23 protein-coding genes and 3 tRNA genes are annotated in these 23,096 nt (G+C 40.3%); 13 read left to right on the forward strand and 13 right to left on the reverse strand.

What is annotated here, in order from left to right; all coding sequences use genetic code 11:
* Window positions 1-82: 82 nt before the first annotated feature.
* From ABIM45_05270 to ABIM45_05280, 3 genes are read right to left on the reverse strand one after another with little or no spacing between them, the layout of a single operon-like run.
* Window positions 83-376 (reverse strand): transcriptional regulator, encoded by a 294-nt coding sequence (locus tag ABIM45_05270; protein MEO0239315.1) that lies wholly within the window; start codon window positions 374-376, stop codon window positions 83-85.
* Window positions 373-1,062 carry a hypothetical protein gene (locus ABIM45_05275; protein MEO0239316.1) on the reverse strand — a complete coding sequence of 230 codons (690 nt, stop codon included), beginning with the start codon at window positions 1,060-1,062 and terminating at the stop codon, window positions 373-375. Before ABIM45_05275 ends, ABIM45_05270 begins: the two co-directional genes overlap by 4 nt.
* Window positions 1,043-1,693, reverse strand: coding sequence for a hypothetical protein (locus ABIM45_05280; protein ID MEO0239317.1), 651 nt, complete (start codon window positions 1,691-1,693; stop codon window positions 1,043-1,045). Before ABIM45_05280 ends, ABIM45_05275 begins: the two co-directional genes overlap by 20 nt.
* Before the next feature lie 632 nt (window positions 1,694-2,325).
* Here ABIM45_05280 and ABIM45_05285 point away from each other — a divergent pair.
* From ABIM45_05285 to purC, 4 genes are all read left to right on the forward strand, one after another.
* The gene (locus tag ABIM45_05285; GenBank protein MEO0239318.1) at window positions 2,326-4,473 is read left to right on the forward strand and encodes a PQQ-binding-like beta-propeller repeat protein; all 2,148 of its coding nucleotides are present in this window, start codon (window positions 2,326-2,328) and stop codon (window positions 4,471-4,473) included.
* A gap of 36 nt (window positions 4,474-4,509) precedes the next feature.
* Window positions 4,510-4,582, forward strand: a tRNA-Lys gene (locus ABIM45_05290).
* A gap of 65 nt (window positions 4,583-4,647) precedes the next feature.
* Entirely contained in the window at window positions 4,648-5,121 is a 474-nt protein-coding gene (locus tag ABIM45_05295; GenBank protein MEO0239319.1) for an AIR carboxylase family protein, read from the forward strand.
* Window positions 5,114-6,148, forward strand: a complete 1,035-nt coding sequence (gene purC / locus ABIM45_05300; GenBank protein ID MEO0239320.1) for a phosphoribosylaminoimidazolesuccinocarboxamide synthase — start codon at window positions 5,114-5,116, stop codon at window positions 6,146-6,148. Before ABIM45_05295 ends, purC begins: the two co-directional genes overlap by 8 nt.
* A gap of 4 nt (window positions 6,149-6,152) precedes the next feature.
* Here purC and ABIM45_05305 read toward each other — a convergent pair whose 3' ends face one another.
* Window positions 6,153-7,979: an HD domain-containing phosphohydrolase gene (locus ABIM45_05305; GenBank protein MEO0239321.1), complete on the reverse strand. Its 1,827-nt coding sequence runs from the start codon at window positions 7,977-7,979 to the stop codon at window positions 6,153-6,155.
* 163 nt (window positions 7,980-8,142) lie between these two features.
* On the opposite strand from ABIM45_05305, the gene ABIM45_05310 reads away from it, so the two are divergent.
* The 3 genes from ABIM45_05310 (at window position 8,143) to guaB (ending at window position 9,760) form a co-directional block, all read left to right on the forward strand.
* A tRNA-Glu gene (locus ABIM45_05310) sits at window positions 8,143-8,220 on the forward strand.
* 1 nt (window position 8,221) lies between these two features.
* A tRNA-Gln gene (locus ABIM45_05315) sits at window positions 8,222-8,293 on the forward strand.
* A 15-nt stretch (window positions 8,294-8,308) separates the two neighbouring features.
* The gene (gene guaB, locus ABIM45_05320; GenBank protein ID MEO0239322.1) at window positions 8,309-9,760 is read left to right on the forward strand and encodes an IMP dehydrogenase; all 1,452 of its coding nucleotides are present in this window, start codon (window positions 8,309-8,311) and stop codon (window positions 9,758-9,760) included.
* Here guaB and ABIM45_05325 read toward each other — a convergent pair.
* The gene (locus tag ABIM45_05325) at window positions 9,754-10,194 is read right to left on the reverse strand and encodes a LytR C-terminal domain-containing protein (GenBank protein ID MEO0239323.1); all 441 of its coding nucleotides are present in this window, start codon (window positions 10,192-10,194) and stop codon (window positions 9,754-9,756) included. The two genes, guaB and ABIM45_05325, sit on opposite strands and share 7 nt — an antisense overlap.
* A gap of 146 nt (window positions 10,195-10,340) precedes the next feature.
* Between ABIM45_05325 and ABIM45_05330 the strand changes: the two genes are divergently transcribed.
* The gene (locus tag ABIM45_05330) at window positions 10,341-10,913 is read left to right on the forward strand and encodes a Fe-S-containing hydro-lyase (GenBank protein MEO0239324.1); all 573 of its coding nucleotides are present in this window, start codon (window positions 10,341-10,343) and stop codon (window positions 10,911-10,913) included.
* Here the strand turns inward: ABIM45_05330 and ABIM45_05335 are convergent.
* The 4 genes from ABIM45_05335 to nadC are packed head-to-tail and all read right to left on the reverse strand — an operon-like array spanning window position 10,894 to window position 14,902.
* Window positions 10,894-11,859 carry an FAD:protein FMN transferase gene (locus ABIM45_05335; protein ID MEO0239325.1) on the reverse strand — a complete coding sequence of 322 codons (966 nt, stop codon included), beginning with the start codon at window positions 11,857-11,859 and terminating at the stop codon, window positions 10,894-10,896. The genes ABIM45_05330 and ABIM45_05335 overlap by 20 nt on opposite strands.
* On the reverse strand, window positions 11,856-13,277 hold the full coding sequence (locus ABIM45_05340) for a TldD/PmbA family protein (protein ID MEO0239326.1): 1,422 nt from the start codon (window positions 13,275-13,277) through the stop codon (window positions 11,856-11,858). The genes ABIM45_05335 and ABIM45_05340 overlap by 4 nt, the downstream gene beginning before the upstream one ends.
* A gap of 3 nt (window positions 13,278-13,280) precedes the next feature.
* Window positions 13,281-14,063: an aspartate dehydrogenase gene (locus tag ABIM45_05345; protein ID MEO0239327.1), complete on the reverse strand. Its 783-nt coding sequence runs from the start codon at window positions 14,061-14,063 to the stop codon at window positions 13,281-13,283.
* Window positions 14,060-14,902, reverse strand: a complete 843-nt coding sequence (nadC, locus tag ABIM45_05350) for a carboxylating nicotinate-nucleotide diphosphorylase (GenBank protein MEO0239328.1) — start codon at window positions 14,900-14,902, stop codon at window positions 14,060-14,062. Before nadC ends, ABIM45_05345 begins: the two co-directional genes overlap by 4 nt.
* Window positions 14,903-14,947: 45 nt before the next feature.
* Between nadC and sucD the strand changes: the two genes are divergently transcribed.
* Genes sucD through ABIM45_05365 form a run of 3 tightly spaced genes read left to right on the forward strand, consistent with a single transcriptional unit; the run spans window position 14,948 to window position 16,696 of the window.
* Window positions 14,948-15,817: a succinate--CoA ligase subunit alpha gene (gene sucD, locus ABIM45_05355; protein ID MEO0239329.1), complete on the forward strand. Its 870-nt coding sequence runs from the start codon at window positions 14,948-14,950 to the stop codon at window positions 15,815-15,817.
* Window positions 15,817-16,296 carry a hypothetical protein gene (locus ABIM45_05360; protein ID MEO0239330.1) on the forward strand — a complete coding sequence of 160 codons (480 nt, stop codon included), beginning with the start codon at window positions 15,817-15,819 and terminating at the stop codon, window positions 16,294-16,296. The genes sucD and ABIM45_05360 overlap by 1 nt, the downstream gene beginning before the upstream one ends.
* Window positions 16,289-16,696 carry a PaaI family thioesterase gene (locus ABIM45_05365; GenBank protein MEO0239331.1) on the forward strand — a complete coding sequence of 136 codons (408 nt, stop codon included), beginning with the start codon at window positions 16,289-16,291 and terminating at the stop codon, window positions 16,694-16,696. The genes ABIM45_05360 and ABIM45_05365 overlap by 8 nt, the downstream gene beginning before the upstream one ends.
* Window positions 16,697-16,813: 117 nt before the next feature.
* Here ABIM45_05365 and ABIM45_05370 read toward each other — a convergent pair whose 3' ends face one another.
* Together ABIM45_05370 and ABIM45_05375 are read right to left on the reverse strand one after the other, a co-directional pair.
* Window positions 16,814-17,746: a hypothetical protein gene (locus tag ABIM45_05370; protein MEO0239332.1), complete on the reverse strand. Its 933-nt coding sequence runs from the start codon at window positions 17,744-17,746 to the stop codon at window positions 16,814-16,816.
* A 54-nt stretch (window positions 17,747-17,800) separates the two neighbouring features.
* Window positions 17,801-21,121, reverse strand: coding sequence for an adenylate/guanylate cyclase domain-containing protein (locus ABIM45_05375; protein MEO0239333.1), 3,321 nt, complete (start codon window positions 21,119-21,121; stop codon window positions 17,801-17,803).
* Between the two features lie 23 nt (window positions 21,122-21,144).
* Here ABIM45_05375 and ABIM45_05380 point away from each other — a divergent pair, with 23 nt between their 5' ends.
* Complete coding sequence (locus ABIM45_05380) at window positions 21,145-21,504, forward strand: sulfite exporter TauE/SafE family protein (GenBank protein ID MEO0239334.1); 360 nt, start codon at window positions 21,145-21,147, stop codon at window positions 21,502-21,504.
* Window positions 21,505-21,507: 3 nt separating this feature from the next.
* Here the strand turns inward: ABIM45_05380 and ABIM45_05385 are convergent, their stop codons facing one another.
* Window positions 21,508-22,032 carry a phosphatase PAP2 family protein gene (locus ABIM45_05385; protein ID MEO0239335.1) on the reverse strand — a complete coding sequence of 175 codons (525 nt, stop codon included), beginning with the start codon at window positions 22,030-22,032 and terminating at the stop codon, window positions 21,508-21,510.
* Window positions 22,029-22,289, reverse strand: coding sequence for a DUF167 domain-containing protein (locus ABIM45_05390; GenBank protein MEO0239336.1), 261 nt, complete (start codon window positions 22,287-22,289; stop codon window positions 22,029-22,031). The genes ABIM45_05385 and ABIM45_05390 overlap by 4 nt, the downstream gene beginning before the upstream one ends.
* A gap of 97 nt (window positions 22,290-22,386) precedes the next feature.
* On the opposite strand from ABIM45_05390, the gene ABIM45_05395 reads away from it, so the two are divergent.
* Window positions 22,387-23,076 carry a GGDEF domain-containing protein gene (locus tag ABIM45_05395; protein ID MEO0239337.1) on the forward strand — a complete coding sequence of 230 codons (690 nt, stop codon included), beginning with the start codon at window positions 22,387-22,389 and terminating at the stop codon, window positions 23,074-23,076.
* The last annotated feature ends 20 nt before the right edge of the window (window positions 23,077-23,096 follow it).

A 23,096-nucleotide genomic window follows, 5' to 3' on the forward strand; every position in this document is an offset into this window, starting at 1 on the left:
AAAAAGGACTGGGCGAAGTATAAGAATAATTTTTTTATGAACTTTAACTAAGGTCCGGGGGTTCAGAACAAGTTATGAACCTTTATTCTTCGGATTTCTCTTGATAGCCCTTCAAAATGCTTTCCAGCTCTTCAATGTATTCTTCCAATGCTCTCCTCCCCACTTCGGTTATCTTTATGAGAGTCTTGGGCTTTTTCCCCTCAAAGAACTTCTTAATCTCAACGTAGCCTGCTTCTTCCAGCTTCGAGAGGTGTCTCGATAAGTTCCCCTCTGTTGTGGAAACCAGCTCCAGAAGTTCCTTGAAAGAGAGCTCTTTATACTTTGCAAGAGCTAACATCGCCCGAAGCCGAACCGGTTCATGGATTACTGGATTCATAATCTACTATTTTTAATCCTCAATTCAAGATAAATGTAAAATCCAACGTAGCAAATACCATATACCAAAAGTGTCAGCGGAATTTCCCTTTCATTCAAAAGCATAAAGGCGATAACCCCAGCAATGTTGCTGACCAAGGAGAATAAAAACAATGATTTTTCCGAAAATAGGCCCCACAAACCTAAGGAAAAAGCTATTATACCAGGCCATAAAAGATATAAGAGCACTAAACTGTTAGATTTGACAACAGCAAAAGTCAAGAGGACGTTGAAAAGTAATATATATCCCCAGAGCGCAGGTATAAAAGTAAATCTCGTATTCTTAGTGGCTTTTCTCATGTTAAAGAACACGCCCAGAATCGTAATAAACCATATCAAGCCAAAGGACAGATATGTAAACTTAGAGCTTAAAAGGAGTAGATAAACAGCAAAAGCCGATATCCAATAAACAAAGGCTGTCCATTTTGTCCATTTAAAAGCATCAAGCAGGAAAAAGAAGGGGAGAAGAAAGTAAACATACCTCCAATCACCGGTGAAATAACTAAGGAGGGAAGAAGAGGCCTGATAAAGTCCCCACACCAGGAACTCGGCCTTCGCGGAGCGAAGGCCGAGTTCCGTTTCCTTTTTCAACACCGCTTTAATCTCTTCAAGAGCAGATAAGGCCTCCTTAATTTCCTTTTCTTTCATAACCGCCTCCGAATATAACACTCAGGCTGAGAGAGAAAGAACCAAGTGGCGATTCGGGAGAATTCAAAAGTTCGTTACCTTCTTGCAAACTCCAATTTTTTGATAAAATTGTGTTATAAGAAACCATAGCCATTAAGCCAACAGGAAGTTTCTGTGGTAAAACAACAAATCCAATGGATGGTGAAATCGAGAAACCGCCTCTTGACATGGTAACTTCCCTTTTGGGATCAGTCCAAACACTATCCCAGCTTAAACCTTGAGTTCTTACCCTAATCCTTACATCTTCACCAAATCCGCCTATTCCAAGCATCAGGAATGGGTTGAAAATCCCGAGGGATACGGGAATATACCCCACCTGGAAAAACCCACCGCTTATGCTATAGGTTACCTCCATGGTATCCTTTACTCTTTTTTCTGAACCACCGACTCCACCGCCCCCAATCATGGTTTTCCCGAGGAAAGAGAAGCCATGACCACCCTGTACAAAGACATACTCGATCTTCTCCATCCCCAGCCCTGCGAGCTTACTATTTACGCTTTCGTTATTGAATTTCACAAGGCCTGCGGTGTAACCGCCAAACCCACCGTACAGCACCCCTATCAGGATTGTAGTTATTATTGGACCTACCATTTTAAATCTCCTTTTGTAAATTACTTTACAATGTAAAGTATATTGCATTGGAAATGTATTGTCAAGTCTCCTCTCCTAAAGCTGGAAAATCGAAAGGGTTCGCTTGAAAAGTAATTAATAATATATGGCTATGCTTTTACACAAAAAGGCCTGAAGACTTTGTGAATTACAAAAACGAGATTACGTGTTTCTTCAAAATTAATTCTACTTGAAAGATCGTCTATTGTAGTTCTGATGCCCATTCGAGCCTCCCCTTCTTGTTGTAAGCCCTGTCAAGCTCTCTTTGTAATCTGATTATCGTTTGTGTTAATATTATATCTTTATGTTATCCCTCAATCTCTCAACCTTCTTTTTTATTTCTTTACATACGCTTTCGATTCTTAACCCTACCCGTTTAACGGTGCCTCTATCTCATATCCACTTTACCTTTATCCCGTTAATTTTGTGTTTCTCGCCACTTTCATTGGATACGACTACATTGCGTTCCTCCTTTTTTAAAGAACAAAAGGAGGCAATACGGTCACCGCTTTATTATTTTGCTATTTTTGATGAAACAATCCCATTTCGAGTAGATTAATTTTGAGGAACGCCGCGTTATTGACAATTTGAATCTTAAAGGCTATAATTTTTACATGGAACTAATTAAGTTAATCGAAAAAGTTGAAGAATATAAAGAAAAGCATAGCTCGATAACGCGAGCCCTTTCAAAGTTAAGCGACTTTTATAGCAAAGGTGAGATCACGGAAAAACAGTTCCTCATTCTAAAAGCGGATTATGAAAAGGAGATTAATTTTCTGACTAAGGAGCTCAACGAGCTTCTCAGTGAGGTAAAATCCAAAGTTGAAGAATTTGAGAATAGGTTAAAAGAGCTTAATATAGAGTATAAGAGAACTAAAATCGACATCCTCCTCGGTGATAAGCCTCCCGATATAGGAAGAGCAGAATTAGCAAAAATAGCCAAGGAAATTGCTTTAACCAAACACGACTACAAGCAGTACAAAGCAATTCTCGAAGCAGAAACAGAAGAAGATTTCGAGAAAATAAGGAAAATGGCCCCTCCCACAAGCATTAAGGTAGAAAATGTCACCCCTGTCAATGAGTTACTGGAACAAGAAGAACAACTCAAAAAGAAGCGTTTAGAAGGTAAAGCTCAACTTTACTTAAAACCCCTTGAGGAAATTTACAAAAGGCTTGAGAAAATAAAGGATTTCTTAACAGAAAGCCTCACGGAAGTTGAAACGGTAAAAAATGCTCTTGAAGAAGAGGCAGGAAAGCTCGTTATAAAAATACGAATGGGCGGACCTGAAGAACAAAGCGCCAGAAATAGATTGATGGAAGTCATTAAAAAAGTGAAAGAGTACGATGAACTCCTGGCCAAGATTAGCAAAACCGTTGAAGAAATTAATAAGAGGCTGGGTGAAAAAGAACTTATAATGGTAGAAAGTCAGGAAGATGCCTCCAAGATCGGGCAGATAGAAGAGATTAACCTGGAGGAAGCTTCTAAAATACTAGAAGAGCTTGAAAAACAGGGTGTGGAAGTAATTAGTACGGTCCCTGAGGAAAAAGTCGAGGAAGAGAAGGAAGAAGAGGAAGAATTAACTAAGGAGCCCGCTCCAGAGTTTAAAACAGTAAAAAGCAGGAAACGCTCGCCTCTCGTTCCAATCCTCGTCTCAATTCCTATAGTATTGGGTTTACTTTTTGCAGTCTATAGAAAATTCTTCTTTACACCTTCACAAGAAGAAAAGGTAATATTCCCTGTATACATGGGCAATTCGGAGCACAATTTCAACGTAAAGGCCCTTTTGGGAAATCAAGTACCACGCATTGATTGGTCAAGGAATTTAACCGGTATTCCGTCACAGCCTGCGATAAACAACGGCATAATATATGTAGGGACAGACCAGGGGATATTGTACGCATTAGATACTCTCGGTAATGTGCTTTGGCAGACAAACTTAAATGGCAGTATTAATCACGCTCCGGTTATATTGAATAACAATATAATCGTTGGCACTTCAAATGGAGTTTTACACATTATCAACACTTCGGGTCAAATATTGAAGTCAAAGAGTTTCAACGGGTCCATTGTCGCACCCCCTATTGCCTTCGGCGATATAATTTACGTACCTGTTTTTCAAGATGGTGTATACGCATACAACATCAATCAGGACAAAATTGAATGGAAATTCTCCACCGAGGGAATGGTTAAAAACATGCCTTTAATTGATGAAACAAACCTTTATGTGGCCGATTTAAACGGAAATATTTATATCGTGAATAGAACAACAGGAGTTGAGATAAACCACATTAAAACTTCAGCCCCAATAGAAGCTTATCTAAATCTCTATGAAAAACAGCTGTTCTATGGAAACACAGCAGGCGAAATAGGGTGTTTCGATGTGGCAAAGAATACTATCTTGTGGTCTTTTAACTTTACAGAGCCAGTCACTGGATCCCCTGCGGTTAAGGATAGCTTCGTAGTTGTAAGTACCGCTTTTGGAAAGATCTACTCCCATAACACAAAAACAGGAATCAGGATGTGGACTTTTGACACTAAAAATTTTATATCTTCTACACCCGTGATTATCGATACCTTCGTACTTGTTTCAACTACAACCGAAACGGGAGAATTTGGTGAACTTTACTGTCTGAACCTTAATAATGGCAATCTAATCTGGGTACTTCCAATACCCAAAGTCCTTGAAACCTCTCCACTCTTATGGGGCAGAAGGTTATTCATTGCAGCAAGGGACGGAACTTTCTATTCCTTGAGCTTTTGATAGGACGATTTAATTCCTTTATAATTGAGCACAACAGGGCCGTTAGCTCAGGAGGTAGAGCACCGGATTTTTAATCCGGTGGCCGCAGGTTCGAGTCCTGCACGGCCCATTTTCTCAAAATTTTGATCCTTTATAATTTAAATGCCTTTTTACAATACCTAAGAAGGGGGGATAATGTCCCGTGTCTTAATCATAATGGGCTCCAAAAAGGATATAACATTTTGTGAAAACATCAAGAAAGAATTAGCAAAATTCGGCATCGAAGTAATCCTACGCATTGGTTCTGCCCATAAAGTTCCCTTAAAGGTTTTAGAAATTCTTAAAGAGTATGAAAAGGAGATTGATGTCATCATTACCGTTGCTGGAAAAAGTAATGCGTTAAGTGGCTTTGTTGACGCTCAGACTTCAAAACCCGTCATTGCCTGTCCACCCTATTCCGAAAAATTTGCCGGTGCCGACCTCTTCTCATCCTTAAGGATGCCAGAAGGAGTAGCCCCAATGGTGGTGCTTGAACCAGAACAAGCCGCCTTAGCTGCAGCTAAAATTGTGGGAGTTAAAGATGATGAAGTAAGAAAAAAAGTCGAAGAATATCAGATAAAACTCAAAGAAGAAATTGAAAAAAGTGACAAGGAGCTTCTCAATGGGTAGCGTAAAGGACTTAATCGTATTAAAGGAACCAACAGAAGAAACGACGGGAGTGGGCAATTTCGTGTTTTCGGACCGTTACTCGGTCTTTGACTGGGGGGAAATGCCAGATCAAATACCGGATAAGGGTAAGGCCATCTGCATTGTAACCGCTTACTTTTTCGAAAAGCTGGAACAAAGGGGCATAAGGACTCACTATCTTGGTATAGTCGAAGAAGGAACAGTAAAAAAACTTAACGATGTAAAAGAGCCCTCGAACACACTTCAATTTAAGATGGTAAGAGTAATAAAGCCCACTTTTAATGGAAAAGACTATGACTACTCAGCTTTTAAGACTTTAAAATCGAATTTTCTTATCCCCCTTGAGGTTATTTACAGAAATAGCCTTCCTGAAGGCTCTTCGTTATTAAAGAGGCTCTTAAAGGGAGAGTGGAAGCCCGAGGATGCGGGGCTAAAAAGCATACCACAACCCGGTGAGAAACTGGAAAAACCCATCCTCGATTTTTCAACGAAACTTGAAGTTACAGATAGATACATAAAAGAAAATGAGGCCTTTGAGATCAGCGGACTCACACCAGAAGAATTTACTAAACTTAAAGAAATCGCAATTAAAATTAACGCAATTATCACCGAGGAGGTAAGCAGATTCGGCCTCGTTAACGAAGATGGAAAGTTTGAATTTGCCCTTGATGAAGATAGAAACTTAATGGTAGTCGATGCCGTTGGGGCTCTTGACGAGTGCAGGTTCACCTACAAAGGAATTCCTGTGAGTAAAGAGATATTGAGAATCTTTTACAGGAAAACTGATTGGTATGAAGAAATCGAAAAAGCAAAGAAGGAGGATAGACAAAATTGGAAGAACCTGGTTAAATCCAATCCTCCTTCTCTACCCGGGGAGTGGAAAGAACTGGTGAGTAACATTTATAAAAGCTATGCTAACGAAGTCACTGGAAGAAAATTCTTCGAAACTCCAACCCTGACCTCGCTTCTTTCAGAATTAGAAAAACTAATTGAGAGGTTTAGAGATTAAAAAATTAAACGTTTTCCTGCTCAAGTATATTGACCACAACTTTGACAAGTTGCGGATCAAATTGCTTTCCACTTTCTTTAATTAATTCAAAAATGACTTGTTCTTTGTTCAAAGCCTTTCTGTAAGGCCTGTCAGAGAGCATAGTTACTACAGCATCAGAAATACAGAGAATCCGACCTCCTAATGGGATTTCCTCGCCTTTAAGACCATTGGGGTAACCTTTGCCATCATAACGTTCATGATGGGTTTCAACATACAGAGCAGTCTTCTCAAGTCCTGGAATGCTTTTCAATATTTCCTTCCCAACATAAGGATGATTTCTTATCTCATCCCATTCTACACTATTAAGGGGACCATCCTTTAGCAGGATAGCCCTCTCCACCACAACTTTTCCGATATCATGAAGTAAACCCGCCACATATATATTTTTCTTTTCATCAGCAGGTAAATTTAAGGCCTCTGCAACTCTCAAAGCAAATTCAGCCACATCCTTAGAGTGATTTGCCGTAAAATAGTCCTTTTTGCTCTCAAGCTGGGAAAGAATTTCGATGATTTTATCGAGTGCTTCCACACTCTTTTCGTATAGGAAGAGATTTTTTGAAGCAACTTTTACAGAACTGAATAGTACCTTAATCAATTCTTGATCTTCATCAGTGAGCTTTTCTTTAATTCTGGACCCAAGAATGGCCAGGTAATTATGATTTTCGATAGAAAAAGAAACGGTAAGTAAAACCTTATAATTTAGGTCCGCATTCTTTAAGCAGGTGGTACAAACCTCCCCTTCTCCCTTTGCTTCTTCCTCAAGAGGCAAATTCTTCTTAATTTCGGCGAGCTCGCTCTTCGAAAAGCCAAAATTGTACAATAAAGTGAAATGACCCAAGTTATTGCTATAAAAAGCGCAATTCTCTATCTTTACAATTTCTCTAAGGTATTCCCTTGACACATCAAAGATTTTTAGAAGACTTGACTCGCTTAAAATGTTCTCTGCGAGATCCTTAACAAAAAGCAGAGCCTTCAACCTTTTTTCTGAATCTTCACGATATTTCAGTAATTTCAAAACGCTGGTGAGATAAGGAATAAGAGACCTTAAAAGCCTAACCTCTGCTTGCGTATATGGCGGAAATCCATAATATCGCCCAAGATAGATCATACCGAAGAGTTTATTGTCTACGAAAAGAGGAACTATCATGACCCTTTCAACTTTGTAATAGTCCACAAATTGTTTCAAGATTCTCGGTTCATTTTTAGCATCATTAATAACAACTATATCTTTTTTCTCAAGCACCTGAGAAGCTGCTGTCTCCGGTGTAAGTGGAAAGTTGAACACGCCCTCGATGACCACATCTCCATGAAGAGAAAAGTCCATATAACCCTTACCCCTACCTAAAAGATAATTAGTTACTTCATCGTAAACGGTGATACCTCCGATTGTCGAAGAAGTGATTTGGCAAAGGTGTTCTATGATTTCATTATAAATTTCGTCAAATTCCTTAACCATAGTAACCTTGTGCACAAACTCGTCAACAACACTCTGAAGGTACTCAGATTCAGAAATGGTCAATATAAGCTTTGCAAACCCTTTATGAATATTCAACCACTTTACCAATCGTTCATCAGTTCCTTCAAAAGTAATAATTAAAGCACTTGGCGTATCAAGAAAGGCTACTTTATCATCAAAGGCAAAAATCTCGGGTATCTCGCCAGTCAATCCTATAAAATGTTGACGGTAAGGTGACTCATACACATTGTAATAGAACTCAACTCCCTTTGCCTGAGGTACAGCTTCTTTTAACAACGACTCAAAACTCAACAAAACCTTATTCTCACTCATGTGAAAATTATAATAAGCAAAGACAAGAAAATCAAAACGTAAAGAATTCATCCAAATATCCTCTACAATACCTCCTTACAAAGTCCTCGCAAGCTCCGACACCAAATTAAGACTTAGTCCGTAGCTTGCTTATCCAGTATTTTGACTCTATAATATATACATAGGCGCCATCGTCTAGTCTGGCTCAGGATACCTGGTTCTCAGCCAGGAGACCCGGGTTCAAATCCCGGTGGCGCTACCACTGGGGGATCGTCTAACTGGCAGGACAGCGGACTCTGGATCCGCCAGTCGGGGTTCGAATCCCTGTCCCCCAGTTTAACTTTATCGTAATGGATCTAAAAGAAGGACTTACCTTTGATGATGTTTTAATCCTCCCGGGTGAAAGCGAGATTCTCCCTGCGGAGACCGATCTTAAGACAATTTTCGCTAAAAATGTCCCTTTGAACATTCCTCTTGTCTCCGCTGCCATGGATACCGTCACCGAATCAGAGATGGCTATCGCCATAGCCAGACTCGGAGGAATAGGAGTCATTCACAGAAATATGACTCCTGAAAGGCAGGCAGAAGAGGTAAGAAAAGTAAAAAGGGCTCAAAGCTGGTTCATCGAAGACCCCTTTGTCCTCGGACCTGAGAACACCGTGAAAGATGCCCTTAAACTAATTGAAGAAAAGGGCATTTCTGGGATCCCAATCGTTGATAATGAAAGAAAGCTCCTCGGCATTGTAACAAGAAGAGACCTTTTATTTGAAGACGATGAGTCAAAACCCCTCAGAGAAATAATGACTACAAATCTCGTTACGGGAACCTTTGGCATATCAATGGAAGAAGCCAAAGAGAAAATGAAAAAACACAAGGTAGAAAAACTCCCGATTGTCGACAAAGAGGGCAAACTCAAATATCTTGTGACCTTCAAAGATATTCTGAGAAAACTGGAATATCCAGAAGCCAATGTAGACTCTCACGGTCGTTTGAGGGTTGCAGCAGCTTGTGGAACAGGTGAGGACTCTAAGGAAAGGGTGAAAAGACTTATAGAAGCTGGATGCGACGTGATTGTAGTTGATACTGCCCATGGCCACCATAAACGGGTTATAGAAATGGTCAAGTGGATAAAAAAGAACTTCGAAATACCTGTAGTTGCAGGGAATGTAGCCACAAGAGAGGGGTGCAGGGCTTTAATTGAGGCAGGTGCCGATGGCGTAAAGGTGGGGGTTGGGCCCGGTTCCATATGTACAACAAGAGTAGTCGCAGGCGTTGGTGTTCCCCAACTTACAGCAATAATAGATTGTTATGATGAGGCAAAGAAATATGATATTCCAATCATTGCAGATGGTGGTATCAGATATTCTGGTGACATTGTAAAGGCCCTTGCCGCTGGTGCCTCTTCAGTTATGATAGGGAGTCTCTTTGCGGGAACTGACGAAAGCCCTGGCGAAACGGTCCTTTATGAAGGTAGAAAATTTAAGGTCTACAGGGGAATGGGCTCCTTAGGAGCCATGTCCCAGGGAAGCAAAGACCGCTATTTCCAGGATAAACAAACAAAATTTGTCCCTGAAGGTGTGGAGGGAATGGTGCCTTATCGCGGAAAGGTTGCCGATGTGGTCTTTCAACTTCTGGGAGGACTTCGTTCCGGTATGGGTTATACCGGTTCAAGGAACCTACAGGAACTTCGTGTAAAAAGCAGGTTCATAAAAATCACCCATGCTGGGGTTAGGGAGTCCCACCCCCATGACATTATAATAACCAAAGAAGCCCCGAACTACAGCCCTCCTGGGAATCAATAAAGGATCTTTGCAGTATCAACCCCTGGGAAATATTTGTTAAAATCCAGCCCTATAACCAGCGCACAATCGGAAATTTTATCGTAGTCCCATTCCAGTGTAATTTCCTTACATCCAATCCACTTAGCAAGGTGTTTTGCATGGGAAAGTGAGGAATCTGAACGCTCAACCACCACTGTCTTTTTTATTGTATCTCCTGAGCTGGAATAGTAAACAACATCAAAGCCATCCTGTCTCAACAAAAAGGTGACCTTTCTCGCAAGTCCTGGGATACCCGTCGCATTAACTACCTCAACCCTTATTGAAGGATTAACATTCTTTATGTACCACATCCTGTTTCGCACTCTATAAGCTCTAATGGATGAATAGATCGCAACGGCCAAAAAGGCAATGAAAATAACCCCGAAAAAAACTGAAATAATTAACCGCTTTTTCATAGAAAAATTTTAATGTCGCTTGTGTGAACGATTAATAAAAGTGAAAATCGCCTCCTAATGCCCGTGCTAAAATTCAATTTAATCAATTCTGATTTCAAATTCAGGAGCCTTTTGAAAATAGGTTATCCGAGTTTTAAAATTTTCACATGAATGAAAGGCGATTAACTCTTCCCATTGAAAAGGAAACACTTCTCAATTTAAAGGCAGGTGATAGGGTTTTTCTCACAGGAGTCATATATACCGCAAGAGATGCAGCCCACAAAAGGATTGTGGAAGAACTTGAGAAACACATTTTTAGTTTATTTCCATTAAAGGGTGCAATCATTTATTATTGTGGGCCATCCCCGGCACCCCCTGGAAGGGTTATCGGGTCAGCTGGGCCAACTACATCTTATCGAATGGATCCTTATGTTCCAATCCTTTTACAGCATGGGGTTTATGGATTTATCGGAAAAGGGAAAAGAGGTGAAGAAGTACGAAACGCCCTGCGGAAGTTCAGAGGGGTCTACTTTATTGCCACAGGTGGGGCTGGCGCCATCCTTTCAACAAAAATTGTTCGCTCCACGATAGTAGGCTATGAAGACCTTGGCCCAGAAGCCATTTACGCACTTCATGTTGTCGATTTTCCTGTAATCGTTGGTATTGATGCCGAGGGTAATGATATTTACGAACTTGGCCCACAGAATTTCAAAACACAGATTAGTCAGCTAAATACTTAGTAAAACCCTCAGAGTAAATTGTGGTATCGTCCATTATTATGTAATACTCAAGGCCTTTAACCTTTTCCTGGAGTTCCTTAGCCTTTTCAGGGCCCATTACAAAAATTGCAGTGGCAAAACCGTCACAGAGTGTTGCATCCTTAAATAACACCGTGACACTCCGCACGCCATTGGACACGGGATAGCCTGTTAAAGGTGAAAAAATATGACTATACCTTTTACCATTCTGCTCAATGTATCTCTCATAATCCCCCGAAGTACAGCAAGATATATCGGAAAGAGCAACAACTTTATTAACGCCTTCTCTATTATGAGGGTCTCTTATACCAACACGCCAGGGCTTGCCTTCCTTTCTACCAACAAGGTAAAGATCCCCTCCAGCATCTATTATTGCAGAACTTACACCTTTATCTCTTAAGTAGCGGGCTGCAAGATCGATGGCATAACCTTTAGCTATGCCTGCAACGGTTATCCTTTGATTTTTACCTATTTTAACCCTATTATCCGACTCAACAACTTTCCTGTAATCAACGAATTTCCGATATTTTTCTATGGAATCTACAGGAGGAAAAGCATATTTACCTTGCTCGTCAAAGTGCCAGAGGTGCACCAAGGATCCCACAGTGATATCAAAGGCCCCGTCGGTAAGTTGAGATACATAAATCGCTTTCCTGATACAATCGGCCGTGTAAGGATGAACGGAAACAAACTTGCCAGAGTTATCGTTAATCTTATAAATGTCAGAATAGGGTTTTATTGGATTCATCAAAGAGTCTACGAGCCGGAATATTGAATAGACAGAATCACTAAGCAGGATGTCCTTCTGCGGAAGGGTTACATTTAAAACGGTCCCCATAACGAGGTATGTTTTTGTAACGTAGTTCGATTTTTCGGGTGAACACGAAATTATAGCTAATAACGAAAATACAAATAATCTTTTCTTCATTTTGATGGCACAACCCTCACTTTTCTGAATTTGCAGGGAGGACTGCCATGTCCAACCTTCATAGTCTGACCAGGCTCTCCCTTACCACAATTGGAAATCCCGTAATATTCAAACTCTTTCTCGTTTCCCACCATCACCAAGTTATTCCAAAAAACGGGGGTGATTCCAGTATAAGCAGGATTTTTTACCATACCTACTATCTTCCCTTTAGAAATGAGGTAGCCTACTTCTGTTCCAAATTGAAAGTTTAACCTCTTATCGTCAATAGACCAGGACTTGTTCGTTTTCATAAGAATACCATACTTAGTGCTTTCGATCATCTCCTCTAAGGAAGAATTACCTGGAAGCAAGTTTATATTGGTCATCCTTACTAATGGAATCCTCGACCAATCCTGCGCCCTTGCTGCACCAGAGCTCTTTGAATTAATATAATAAGCACTTTCCCTGGAAGAAAGGTATCCAGAAAGAATTCCATCTTTTATTAAAGGAATGTTTTGTGCCTTAACTCCCTCATCATCATACCCGAAAGTCCCAAGCCCATGGGGATAAGTTGAATCCTGGTATACATTTAAAAGCTCTGAACCATATTTAAAGGTGTTTAATTTATCAAGGGTCGCAAAACTCGTCCCTGCATATGAAGCTTCGAAGCCAAGGACTCTATCCAGTTCTAAGGGATGACCAATGGACTCGTGGATCTGCAACGCCATCTGATCAGGGGCAAGAATCACATCCATCTCACCCTCAGGGCATGTGGGGGCAAATAAAAGCTCCTGAACTTCATCCACTAGCTTTTCTGCAATTTCCTTAGCATTTAGCTCTATGATATACTCGTAACCCTTTCTGAGCATGTTAGAAAAGCTTCTTTCCTGAACCTCTCCCTCTCTTTCAGCCACTACTTTCATGGAAATACCAGAGTCAATAAACCTTTGATCGATTAAACTACCTTCGGTACTCGCAAATACCTGTTTAAAATCTTCAAATTCCAGATAAGAAAGGCGCTTTCTTATATACCTCCCCTTCAAATGTAGATCCAGCTCAAGGAGCAAATTTATCTTATCTTCAAGGTCCACCTTGAAAGGGTCCTTAATATGGGGACTCACATAACTATCCACATAAGGGGGCTCTTGACTAAGTCCTGCAACCTTCGCAATCTTATGAGTAGACCGTGCTATTTCAATCGCTCTATTAACGGCTTCCTCCGCGTCCTTGATAGAAGTCGAACTCACTCCAGCAAAACCCCATCGATTATCAACAAGTACTCGAATTCCCACACCTTCGTTCACAGTTTTTTCGATCCTATCAACAATTCCATCCTTTACCAAAATGAACTCTTTAACAACCCTTACTACCCTCACATCTCCATACTGAACCCTTTTTAGTTTCAACAAATCTATGATACTTTCCGCCAGTTTCTTCATCCTCTACCCCCCAATTATCACGTTACTACTTATGTTTCTAAGAACCTGAAGGCACGAAAGGGCGGCTAAGAAACTGGTTTTTGGATTCTGGGGAAACGGCTTATTTTTCAAAACAATTTTTAACTCCGCCGCTTCTGACTTCACTTCTATTGTGTGCTCGTTGTTCTTAACTCTCGGATCCACAATGACCTCCACTTCAAGTTTTTCTAATATATCACCTGCGAGGCCAAGAGCAACGGCCACATTAATATTCTGTGGAAAAAGTTTTGCAGCCTCGATAGCAGATCCTTTGAACAGGGTCTCCGGAGCAGTAACTTCTTTTCCCAGTCCTGCTGGAGGCTTTCTCGTCGTAAGTTTGGCTTTCGAAATTTTAACATAAGAAAGGGCCTTTAATCCGTCTAAACCCGCTACAGCGCCTGAAGGAATGTAAATCTTTCTATTCTTCAATCGTGCAAAATCAAAGAGTTTGTGCCGGAATTCTTCGTCCGCAAAGGCGCCAGCACTCATGGCCACAAGGTCTTTACCCGACTCTAAAATCTGGAATGCATAATCTTTTAAAGCCTCTTGGGAAGCTGCTTCCAAAACTATGTCAATATCATGTTTTATAAAGTCCTCAAAAGTAAAGGCTATATCGGGCTTTCTTGAAAGTAAGTTCTGAAGCCCATATGCCTTTTCAACCTTTACATCATAAATAACTTGCAAATGCATATTCGGCAAAACGTCTTCTTCTATCGCCTGGGCCACGAAGCTTCCTATGGCACCACATCCTATAATTCCAAGTCTCATTCCTCTACCTCCAGACTCACATCGCAACTTCTTATCGTTTTGGTTAAATAACCAGATGAGATGATGTTAACACCCGTTTTTGCATAATCTTCAACGTTCTCGAAATTAATACCTCCAGATGCTTCAAGGAGAACCTTTCCATAGTACCCCAGTTCTTTGTATCTTTCAACCACCCGGGAGATTTCCATTGGGCTCATATTATCAAGCATAACTATATCGGCACCCGCCTCTGCTGCGGATACTGCGTCTTCCAAACTCTCCACCTCAACTTCTATTTTATGGACGAAACTTGTCTTCTCCTTGGCCAGCTTAACAGCCTCCTTTACCCCTCCAAGCAGTTTCAGATGATTATCTTTAATCATAACCGCATCGGATAACGAAAATCGGTGGGTGTCACCCCCACCGGCCTTAAAGGCCATTTTTTCAAAGTATCTCATACCGGGAGTAGTTTTTCTTGTGCAGGCAATTACAATCTCCGGATTTACTGACCTGGCCTTCATAACGAAGAAGGCGACCTGAGTAGTTATACCGGAAAGATGCCCGATCAAATTCAACAGCGTTCTTTCCAGTTGTAAAATCAACCTTGCATGCCCTTCTAAAAAGGCAAGTACTTCATCCTTTACAACCCAATCACCGTCGTTTTTCTTAAGCTTAACATTTATACCATAATGTTCACACAACCCTTTCGCATACTCAAGGCCGAAAACCTTGAAATTTTCCCTCGCCTCAATCCTTGCTTTACAGCGAGTGCCCTGGGGAATTAGTTCCGAGGTAATGTCACCAAAAGGTATATCTTCCTCAACATATTCCAGCAGTTTCTTTAAAATTCTCTGTTCCATCGTTATAATTATTTAACCTCAGGCAGGTATAAGCAAGGAGGAAATATGGCTATCCTATTAAGTAGGGAATCGAGGGTTATTGTTCAGGGAATAACCGGACGTGACGGTTCCTTCCACGCTAAATTGATGAAAGAATATGGAACAAAGGTTGTTGGAGGTGTGACCCCGGGAAAAGGCGGACAATTTGTCGATGGTATACCCGTCTTTAATACTGTCAAAGAGGCAGTTGAAAAGGAAGGGGCTGACGTGTCTTGTATTTTTGTTCCCGCTCCCTTTGCAGCCGATGCTATTATGGAAGCAGCCGATGCCGGAATAAAGTTAATAGTGGCAATCACAGAGGGCATACCTATCCAGGATATGGTGAAAGTTGTTAAATTTGTGGAGGAAAAGGGGGCAAGACTCATTGGACCTAACTGCCCAGGTTTGATAACCCCGGGGGAAGCAAAGGTTGGCATTCTTCCAGGTCACATTTTTATGAGAGGCCCAGTGGGTGTAATATCGAGGAGTGGAACGCTCACCTACGAAATTGTCAGTCATTTAACGGCTGCAAAGATTGGGCAGTCTACTGCCATTGGAATTGGCGGAGATCCAATTATTGGGACTAAATTCATTGACCTTTTGAAACTGTTTAAAGAAGATCAGGAAACCAAGGCGGTTGTTCTCGTGGGAGAGATAGGGGGAACCGATGAGCAAGAGGCAGCTTCCTACATAAAAGCAGAATTTGGTAAACCCGTTGTTGCCTTTATCGCAGGAAGAACAGCACCAAGGGAAAAACGCATGGGACACGCAGGTGCGATAATTTCGGGGAGTGAGGGTACAGCGGAGGAAAAAATCAAGGCATTCAACGAGGCGGGGGTTCCAGTTGCCAAGGAGCCAAGAGAGGTTGCCGAACTCATCGCGCAGGTTCTCAAGTAATGATCTTTATTCTACTTCTCTTAAATCAAATTGATTCTACCCTGCTGGCGAATCTGAAAGAGAAACCTTTCAAAACCGAATTTGTCGAAATCGTCCAATATAAAGAGATGAAAACCCAGGATACCTTTCGTGGAAATTTAACTCGCAAAGGATCAAACATAAAAATGGAAGTTGTTTACCCATCCAAGGAAACCTACCTAATAAGAAATGATACACTTTTTGTAATAAGCCAGGGGAAAGTAACTTCTTATCCCCTTGAGGAAGATGCCCTCAAACTCTTGAACTTCCAATTTTTGAGCGACACCATTAATTATGAACTTAAGGTTTCCGAGGACACTCTATACCTTAAATCAAAAAAGGAGTCTCTGTTCCTCATGGCAAAGTTAGTAATACAAAAGGGCATTCCCGAAATTCTTTCCATTGAAGACGAAGAGAAAATTCTTAAGTTCTCCTTTAAAAAATGGAAATTCTATGAGTGAGATTCTCGAAAGAGGTAACAACTGTTTTGTCTGCGGCGAAAAAAATCCAATCGGCCTAAAGGTGAAAGTTGAAGGTTCAGGCCCCGAAAGGTTTATAAAGGTGAGGCTTGATTCCAACTATGAAGGATACGAAGGGATAATACATGGGGGGATTTTAGTTACACTCATGGATGAAGTAATGGCTTACGCAGTCTCTGATGGGATAAACTGGGGGGTTACCGCTTCTATTGAAGCGAAGTTTAGGAAAAAGGTCGAATCTGGGAAAACCGTTATAGTGTGGGGAAAACTAATTGAAAGATCAGGCAATTGGGCAAAAGCCGAAGCAAGGATTACTTATGAAGGAGACGACACGATACTCGCTGAAGCAAAAGCCCTTTTTAAATTAGTTTTGATAAAATAATCTCGCAACTTCTTCCTTAATTTGAAAAAATACAAAAATGCCTCTTAGCACATCAAAATATAAGACTGCTTACAGATTAACTAAACTAATTGTTGCTAAAAACTGTAGCCTTCCAGACTACCAAAGGTAAAGGGTCCTCCCTGAATTCAATATTATCTTTAAGTAGTCTCTGTGAGCACTATCCTGATACTCGTACTTTCTACCGACCACATCCCCAATGTCTAAGTTATTCGCAAAGAAATTCCCAGTTATATCCCTGTATCTTGGTCCCCCCTGGAGCGACTGAATCTTTGAAATAAGCGATACTATCTTAAATGTGATATTCTGATACGGGTAAATAACCTCGACGCTTCTTGTGGAGTCAGATTTGCAAGTTGCTTTGACGAGAATCGAATCACAGCTTGAACTACTCTCCTTGTACACAGTTCCATTAATTGTCCCAACAAACATAGACGCATTGCTAACACCGGTCCTTATTGCGTGAACATCAAAACTCGCAACATTGGCAATATAATAGTAGACATCAACCGTGTCCCCTTTATTCGAAAAGACAGCAGCAAAAAGGGGATTTCCATTTTTAACAAGGTCTATTGAACCTTTCAGAACATGAATATAAGAAGTCATCCCATCAGTGCTGTCAACATGCAAAGTTAACCTAAAGGTGTCAGACTTTACCCATACAAGCCTAACACGGTTTGTATCAAAACTCTGCCTTACCCAGCTTGTATCAGCATAAAACCATTCTCCGTATACATTGTCACTCTTAAGATATATATGTGAAAAGAGATTGACAACATTTATAAAAGGCGTCGGATCAGTGCTATCTTTTACCCAGAAGCTTTTGTCTATACCAACGAGAATAGGGGTTCCATCCGGTTCTGGTAATTGCGCCAGCTGGATTGCAGCCTCACTATTATTAACATCTTCATTTGTTTGATTCAACTCAGTAGAGACAACGGCCGCTTCATCATCATAGTCCGTAGCAGGTTCCTTACAGGAAAAGAAGGCGAAACTTAAAGCTAACACTACCAACACACTCACACATTTCATCATCCACCTCCTGTAAAAAATTCTATGCCTAAGCTAATAAAAAGTCAAGAAGCATTAATTGAATTTTCTAAGAAATTCTAATAGAAGATAAGCGCCCCTCTCCTTTAGCATGCCAAAGAAATACCCCCTACTTCTTGGGTCCTTAAAAACCGGGAATTCAGAAAAATCTATCAAAACCCTCAAAGGCTCTTCCCATATCAAATGGGAAGCTTCTGGTTCAATCTTCCCCTTTAAAATAGAATATAAAGCCAACCAGAGTAATCTTAACTCTTGGGAATCCTTTTCAATATATTCTCTTAATGAGCATAGGGATTCGTAATCAAGATAATCCACTTCACCCTTACAAAGGTAGCTTACACCTGCGGCGTAGAGTATTGATTCGGCCTTCCTAAGGCTAAAATCAGAATAACCTTCAAGCTCTTTTGCCTCTTTAAGATATTTTTTTGCAGCCTCACAATTCTCCATCAAGCATTCTAAAACAGCACAGTAAACCTTTATCTGAAAAAGTTTTTCGCTATCATTGAGCTTAACGTACATTTCTTCTGACTTTAAGAAAGACTCCTTCGCTTCCTTAAACCTTCCCAACCTGTAATTTAATATCCCGTTCAAAAAGAAAAGGATGGCGACGCGGGAGGGATGAAGACTGGGATAATTTACAATCACTGAATCAAGGAGTTCCTTTCCCTTCTCAAAATCAAATAACTCAAGGTACACATTTACAAGATTTATTGTAGACTCAGCTACATAACTTGGCAATTTTAAATCAAGGAAAATTCTCCTTGCTTCTAAATAGGAATTCTTTGCTTTTTCAAGGGCTCTCTTATTGAAATACACTCTTCCTAAATTGTGCATGACAATTGCTAATAAGAATCTACTTCCTGAATTTTTTATCACAGACAATGCTTCTTGCAGGTAGTCTTCTGCAACATCAAATTTCCACAACCCAAGGTATATCTGGCTTAAATTTATTAAAATTTTTGCCCGTGCAGTAAGTTCACCTAACTCTTCAAAAATGGATTTGGCCTTTTCGTAATAATAGATTGCCCTTTCATAATTTTTGCAAACTTGTTCAATGTTGCCTAATAAATTAAAATCTGCACCGAGCGTCCTTAAGGCATCCCATGTACTCAACCCATATTTTTCGATAATTTCAATACTTACATTAACATACTTTCTTGCACTTTCGTAATCTCCAATTCTCCAATAAACCCAAGCTTTTTTATAGTTGGCGTATGAACTGATTTCAGGATCATCAGAATTTACGGCTTCTTCAAGATAACTGAAAGCTTCCTCAAACCTCGATAACTTCTCGTAAATACTGGAAATTAGAATTTTGTACTTTAGCCTTAATGTATCCCCCTCAGCAATCTCCCCAATATGAGAATTTAGTAAACTCAAGGAACTTTCGAAATCACCAAGACCCTCAAGACACTGAGCTATTTTATAAACAGACTTTGGAGTCTCTCTAAGATTTTTGTAACACTGTAAAGCATAAGAGTAAAATCCTTTTGAAAAAGCGAGATCTCCAGCAGTTTCATAATAAAGGGCTGCTTTACTTGTGTCACCAAATCTCTCATAATGATAGGCTATCATAAAAAGCATGTATTCATCTTTAGCTTCAACTTTTTCCAATTGCTGAGCAACCAAACTATGAAGCCTTTCTCTTTCCTTTTTGGTTATTAACGAATAAACTGCCTCCCGTAATAGCTCGTTTTTAAAAATATACTCGAAGTCACCCTGAATAAATGACTTTCCCTGCGAAATAATAAAACCATTTTTTTCCAGTTCATTTAACTCTTCCCCAATCGATTTTCCAACTATTACTTCCAGTACGCCCCGCCAGAAATGCCTTCCAATTACCGAGGCAACTTTCAAAATCTCCTTCAAGGGTTCCGAAAGGTTATCGACTGCAGAAACCAACAGTCCATTAATAGACCCAGGAATCTCGTATTGTTCCTCTTTAATTCGTAAAGGGTTAAATTCCAGAAGCCCCTTGTCTCTCAAAAAGTAAATAAGTTCTTCGATGAAATAAGGATTGCCTTTCGTTTTTTCAAGCATTACACTAAAAAATTCCTCAGAGATTGAATCGGCCGGGACCTGCAAGATTGTAGAACAAACTTTTTTAACAAAATCTTCCCCCAACCCCTTCAGTTCCATCTTAAAGTCCACGGGAAAATACCCAAGGGACTCCCTCGAAATACACAATACGATAATATTCCCCAAGGTAATCTTCTTTGAACACTCATTTAAAAAGTATCGCGACTCGCTATCAATAAACTGGCAATCATCGAGAAAAATAATGAAGTTAACGACATCCTTAGCCAGGAATTCGAATAATCCCTGCATGCTTGCTAAAAACTCCTTAATTAATTCATCAGAAAACTGCATTTTTCCATTAAGAAAGGTGGATATTCTCTCCCCCAAAATGTCTGCATCTATTTTCGAAAGAGCATGATTTTTCTGTAGATACTCAGATATAGTCTCTTGAGTTTTCCATGAATAGGGCACTACCGCTGATAATATATCTTCCAATATTTTTCTTAAGGCATAGAGAGGCTGCTGTTTAATAGGATCGCACCTAAAAAAAGATACTTTAGCTTTCGGTAAAATCGTTGTAATTCTCTCCTTAAATTCTGAGCACAACCTGGTTTTCCCTATTCCCGCCTCTCCTGTGATTTCGCAAAAATGGACGCCCGGTTTTGATGATTTGTCCAACACCCATTTTTCCAGCTCTAAAATCTCAGCTTCCCTTCCTACAAAAGGTGTCTTAAAACGACCGCGGATGGAGAACTCACTCTCCACCGGTTTCTCCCCTACAACTTCAAACACCTTCACCGGTTCTTCTCTGCCTTTAACTTTAAAGGTTCCTACATCTTTAAAGTAAAAATTCTGAAATGTTAAACTTACGACAGAATCAGTTACGTATACTTTCCCAGGTTCAGCTATGTCTTCGATTCTCTGTGCAACATTGACTGTATCGCCCAAAACGGTAGGTTTTTCACCCGCAATGGAAGACCACAATACTTCTCCGACATTGATCCCTATCCTCATCTTAACTTCTGTTCCTCTCTGAGTATTCACCTCTTCTAAGTGCTTTTGCATGGCAAGCGCAGTTATAACGGCCCGCCTTGCATCGTCTCCATAGGAAACAGGCGCGCCGAAAACCGCCATCACTGCATCCCCTATGAATTTATCAAGATATCCACCATTTCTCTCAATTATCTCCTTAAACTTCCTAAAAATACTGTCAATCAGCTCCTGCAAATCCTCTGGGTCAAGAAATTCAGACAGAGAGGTAAACCCCTTAATGTCACCGAACAAAACGGCGACTATCCTCCTTTCGGGTTTAACACTGGATCTATTGTCAATTCCCATTTTATCCATTATTATATAGCATCATGTGGGTTTTGTGGGGAATTTTAACTGGGCTTATCGCAGGAATAGTAAGCGGCTTCTTCGGAGTTGGTGGGGCTACAGTAATTACCCCCATTCTCATTTACTTCTTCAAAATGTCACAACACAAGGCGCAAGGGACGTCCCTTGCAGCCCTTCTTTTACCTGTGGGATTCCTTGCTTTTTTACAATACTATAAAACGGGCAACTCCGATCTTAAACTCGGACTAACAATAGCCATTGGACTTTTCTTAGGTGGATTAATTGGGGGTATACTGGCTCAGAAAACGGACCCTTACTATTTAAGGAAAGCTTTTGCTATATTTCTAATCCTTGTCGGCCTTCAACTCTTTTTTAAAAAATAGCAGTCAGAATCTATCCTTAATTTTATAAAAAATTTTACCCCCGGCGTAGCCTATAAGGGCACCGGCAACGACATCCGTTGGCCAGTGCCTTCGCAAATAGACCCTTGAAATAGCAACACCAGTTGCCCAAAGATATAAGGGAACTCTATATTTCGGGTACATTGAACTATAAAAAGACGCAACATAAAAAGCCGTGGTAGCATGCCCTGAAGGGAAAGAAGAATTACTCCGATTAGTCACACCATCGGGACGCTCCCTATTAGTAATGTACTTAATTGTCTGCATTAATAACGACGTTGCGCCAAGACCAAGCACATAAGACCTCATAACCGGCTTTTGGCAATCTCCCCAGAAAGCCCAGTAGAGCATAGAACCGAACATCACAACCTCACCATTTCCACTACTTGTAAATGTTTGAAAAACAAAATCTGACACAGGCGCATGCAATCCTTCTGAAATGATCTTTAGCCCTGAAGAATCAATGCTTCCAAGTGAAAAAGCAAGGAGTAATTCTGCAAAAATCCTCATAAAAGCCTCCTTTGAATCTCTTCCTCCTTTAAATTTTCCAAAATTTCAATCACTTTTAACTTGCTACGAAATCCTGAAAGGATCCTCACTGAAGATCTATTTACTCCAAGCTTCTCTGAAATAAAGCCTAATAAGTCTTCGTTAGCCTGGCCTTCAATGGGCGGTTTCTTTACTTTTATTATATAAATTCCCTCTGAATATTTCGCACCGTATTCCTTTGCGCCTGGCTGAACCTTAACCCTAATTTTCACTCCCATTGCTAAATTATAATATCCATTTTGCGAATATCATCACTATAAGAACCTTGACATTTACTCTCAAAGAGCGTATAATATTGTATATAATATTAAAACGATGGAAGAAATTATTCTTAAAGATCCGCTTACAGGGCTTTACCATCACAACTACTTCATCATTAAAATGAACGAGGAAATCTCCCGTGCAAAGAGGAAAGGCGAACCAGTTAGCCTGCTCTTTATCGATATGGACTTCTTCAAAATGATTAACGATAATTTCGGGCATCAGGTCGGTGATGAGGTACTGAAGCAATTTGCCGTAAATCTTAAGTCGATTGTTAGGGAATCAGATTTACTATTCAGATACGGAGGTGATGAATTTACAATTATTCTTCCTGATGTCTCAATGGACGAAGCCATCAAGATAGCAGAACGAATAAAAAACCAACTGGAAAATGACGGATACGGACCCTCGAAAAACTTAAAGATCTCTCTAAGCGTAGGTATTTCTCAATTCCCCATTGATGCTACCACTCCGGAAGAACTCATAAAAAAAGCGGATGAACGATCCTTAATCAGCAAAAGAACGGGGAGAGGTAAAATAGTTTTCGGAAACGAAGTACAGGAAGAAATTAAAAGCTTATCTTTATCAGAACTTCGAATCATTGGAAGAGAAAGGGAAATAAATCTCATCTCAAAAGCCCTATCTGATTTTTCAACAACGGGGAAAAAATTCATATTAATCCTCAAAGGTGTCAAGGGTGTAGGATTTAACAAGATTATTAGAGGAAACCTTAAAACTCGGTAAAGTATTAGATCTCAAAACGC

The sequence above is a fragment of the candidate division WOR-3 bacterium genome, assembly GCA_039803545.1.
Lineage (GTDB): Bacteria > Hydrothermota > Hydrothermia > UBA1063 > UBA1063 > UBA1063.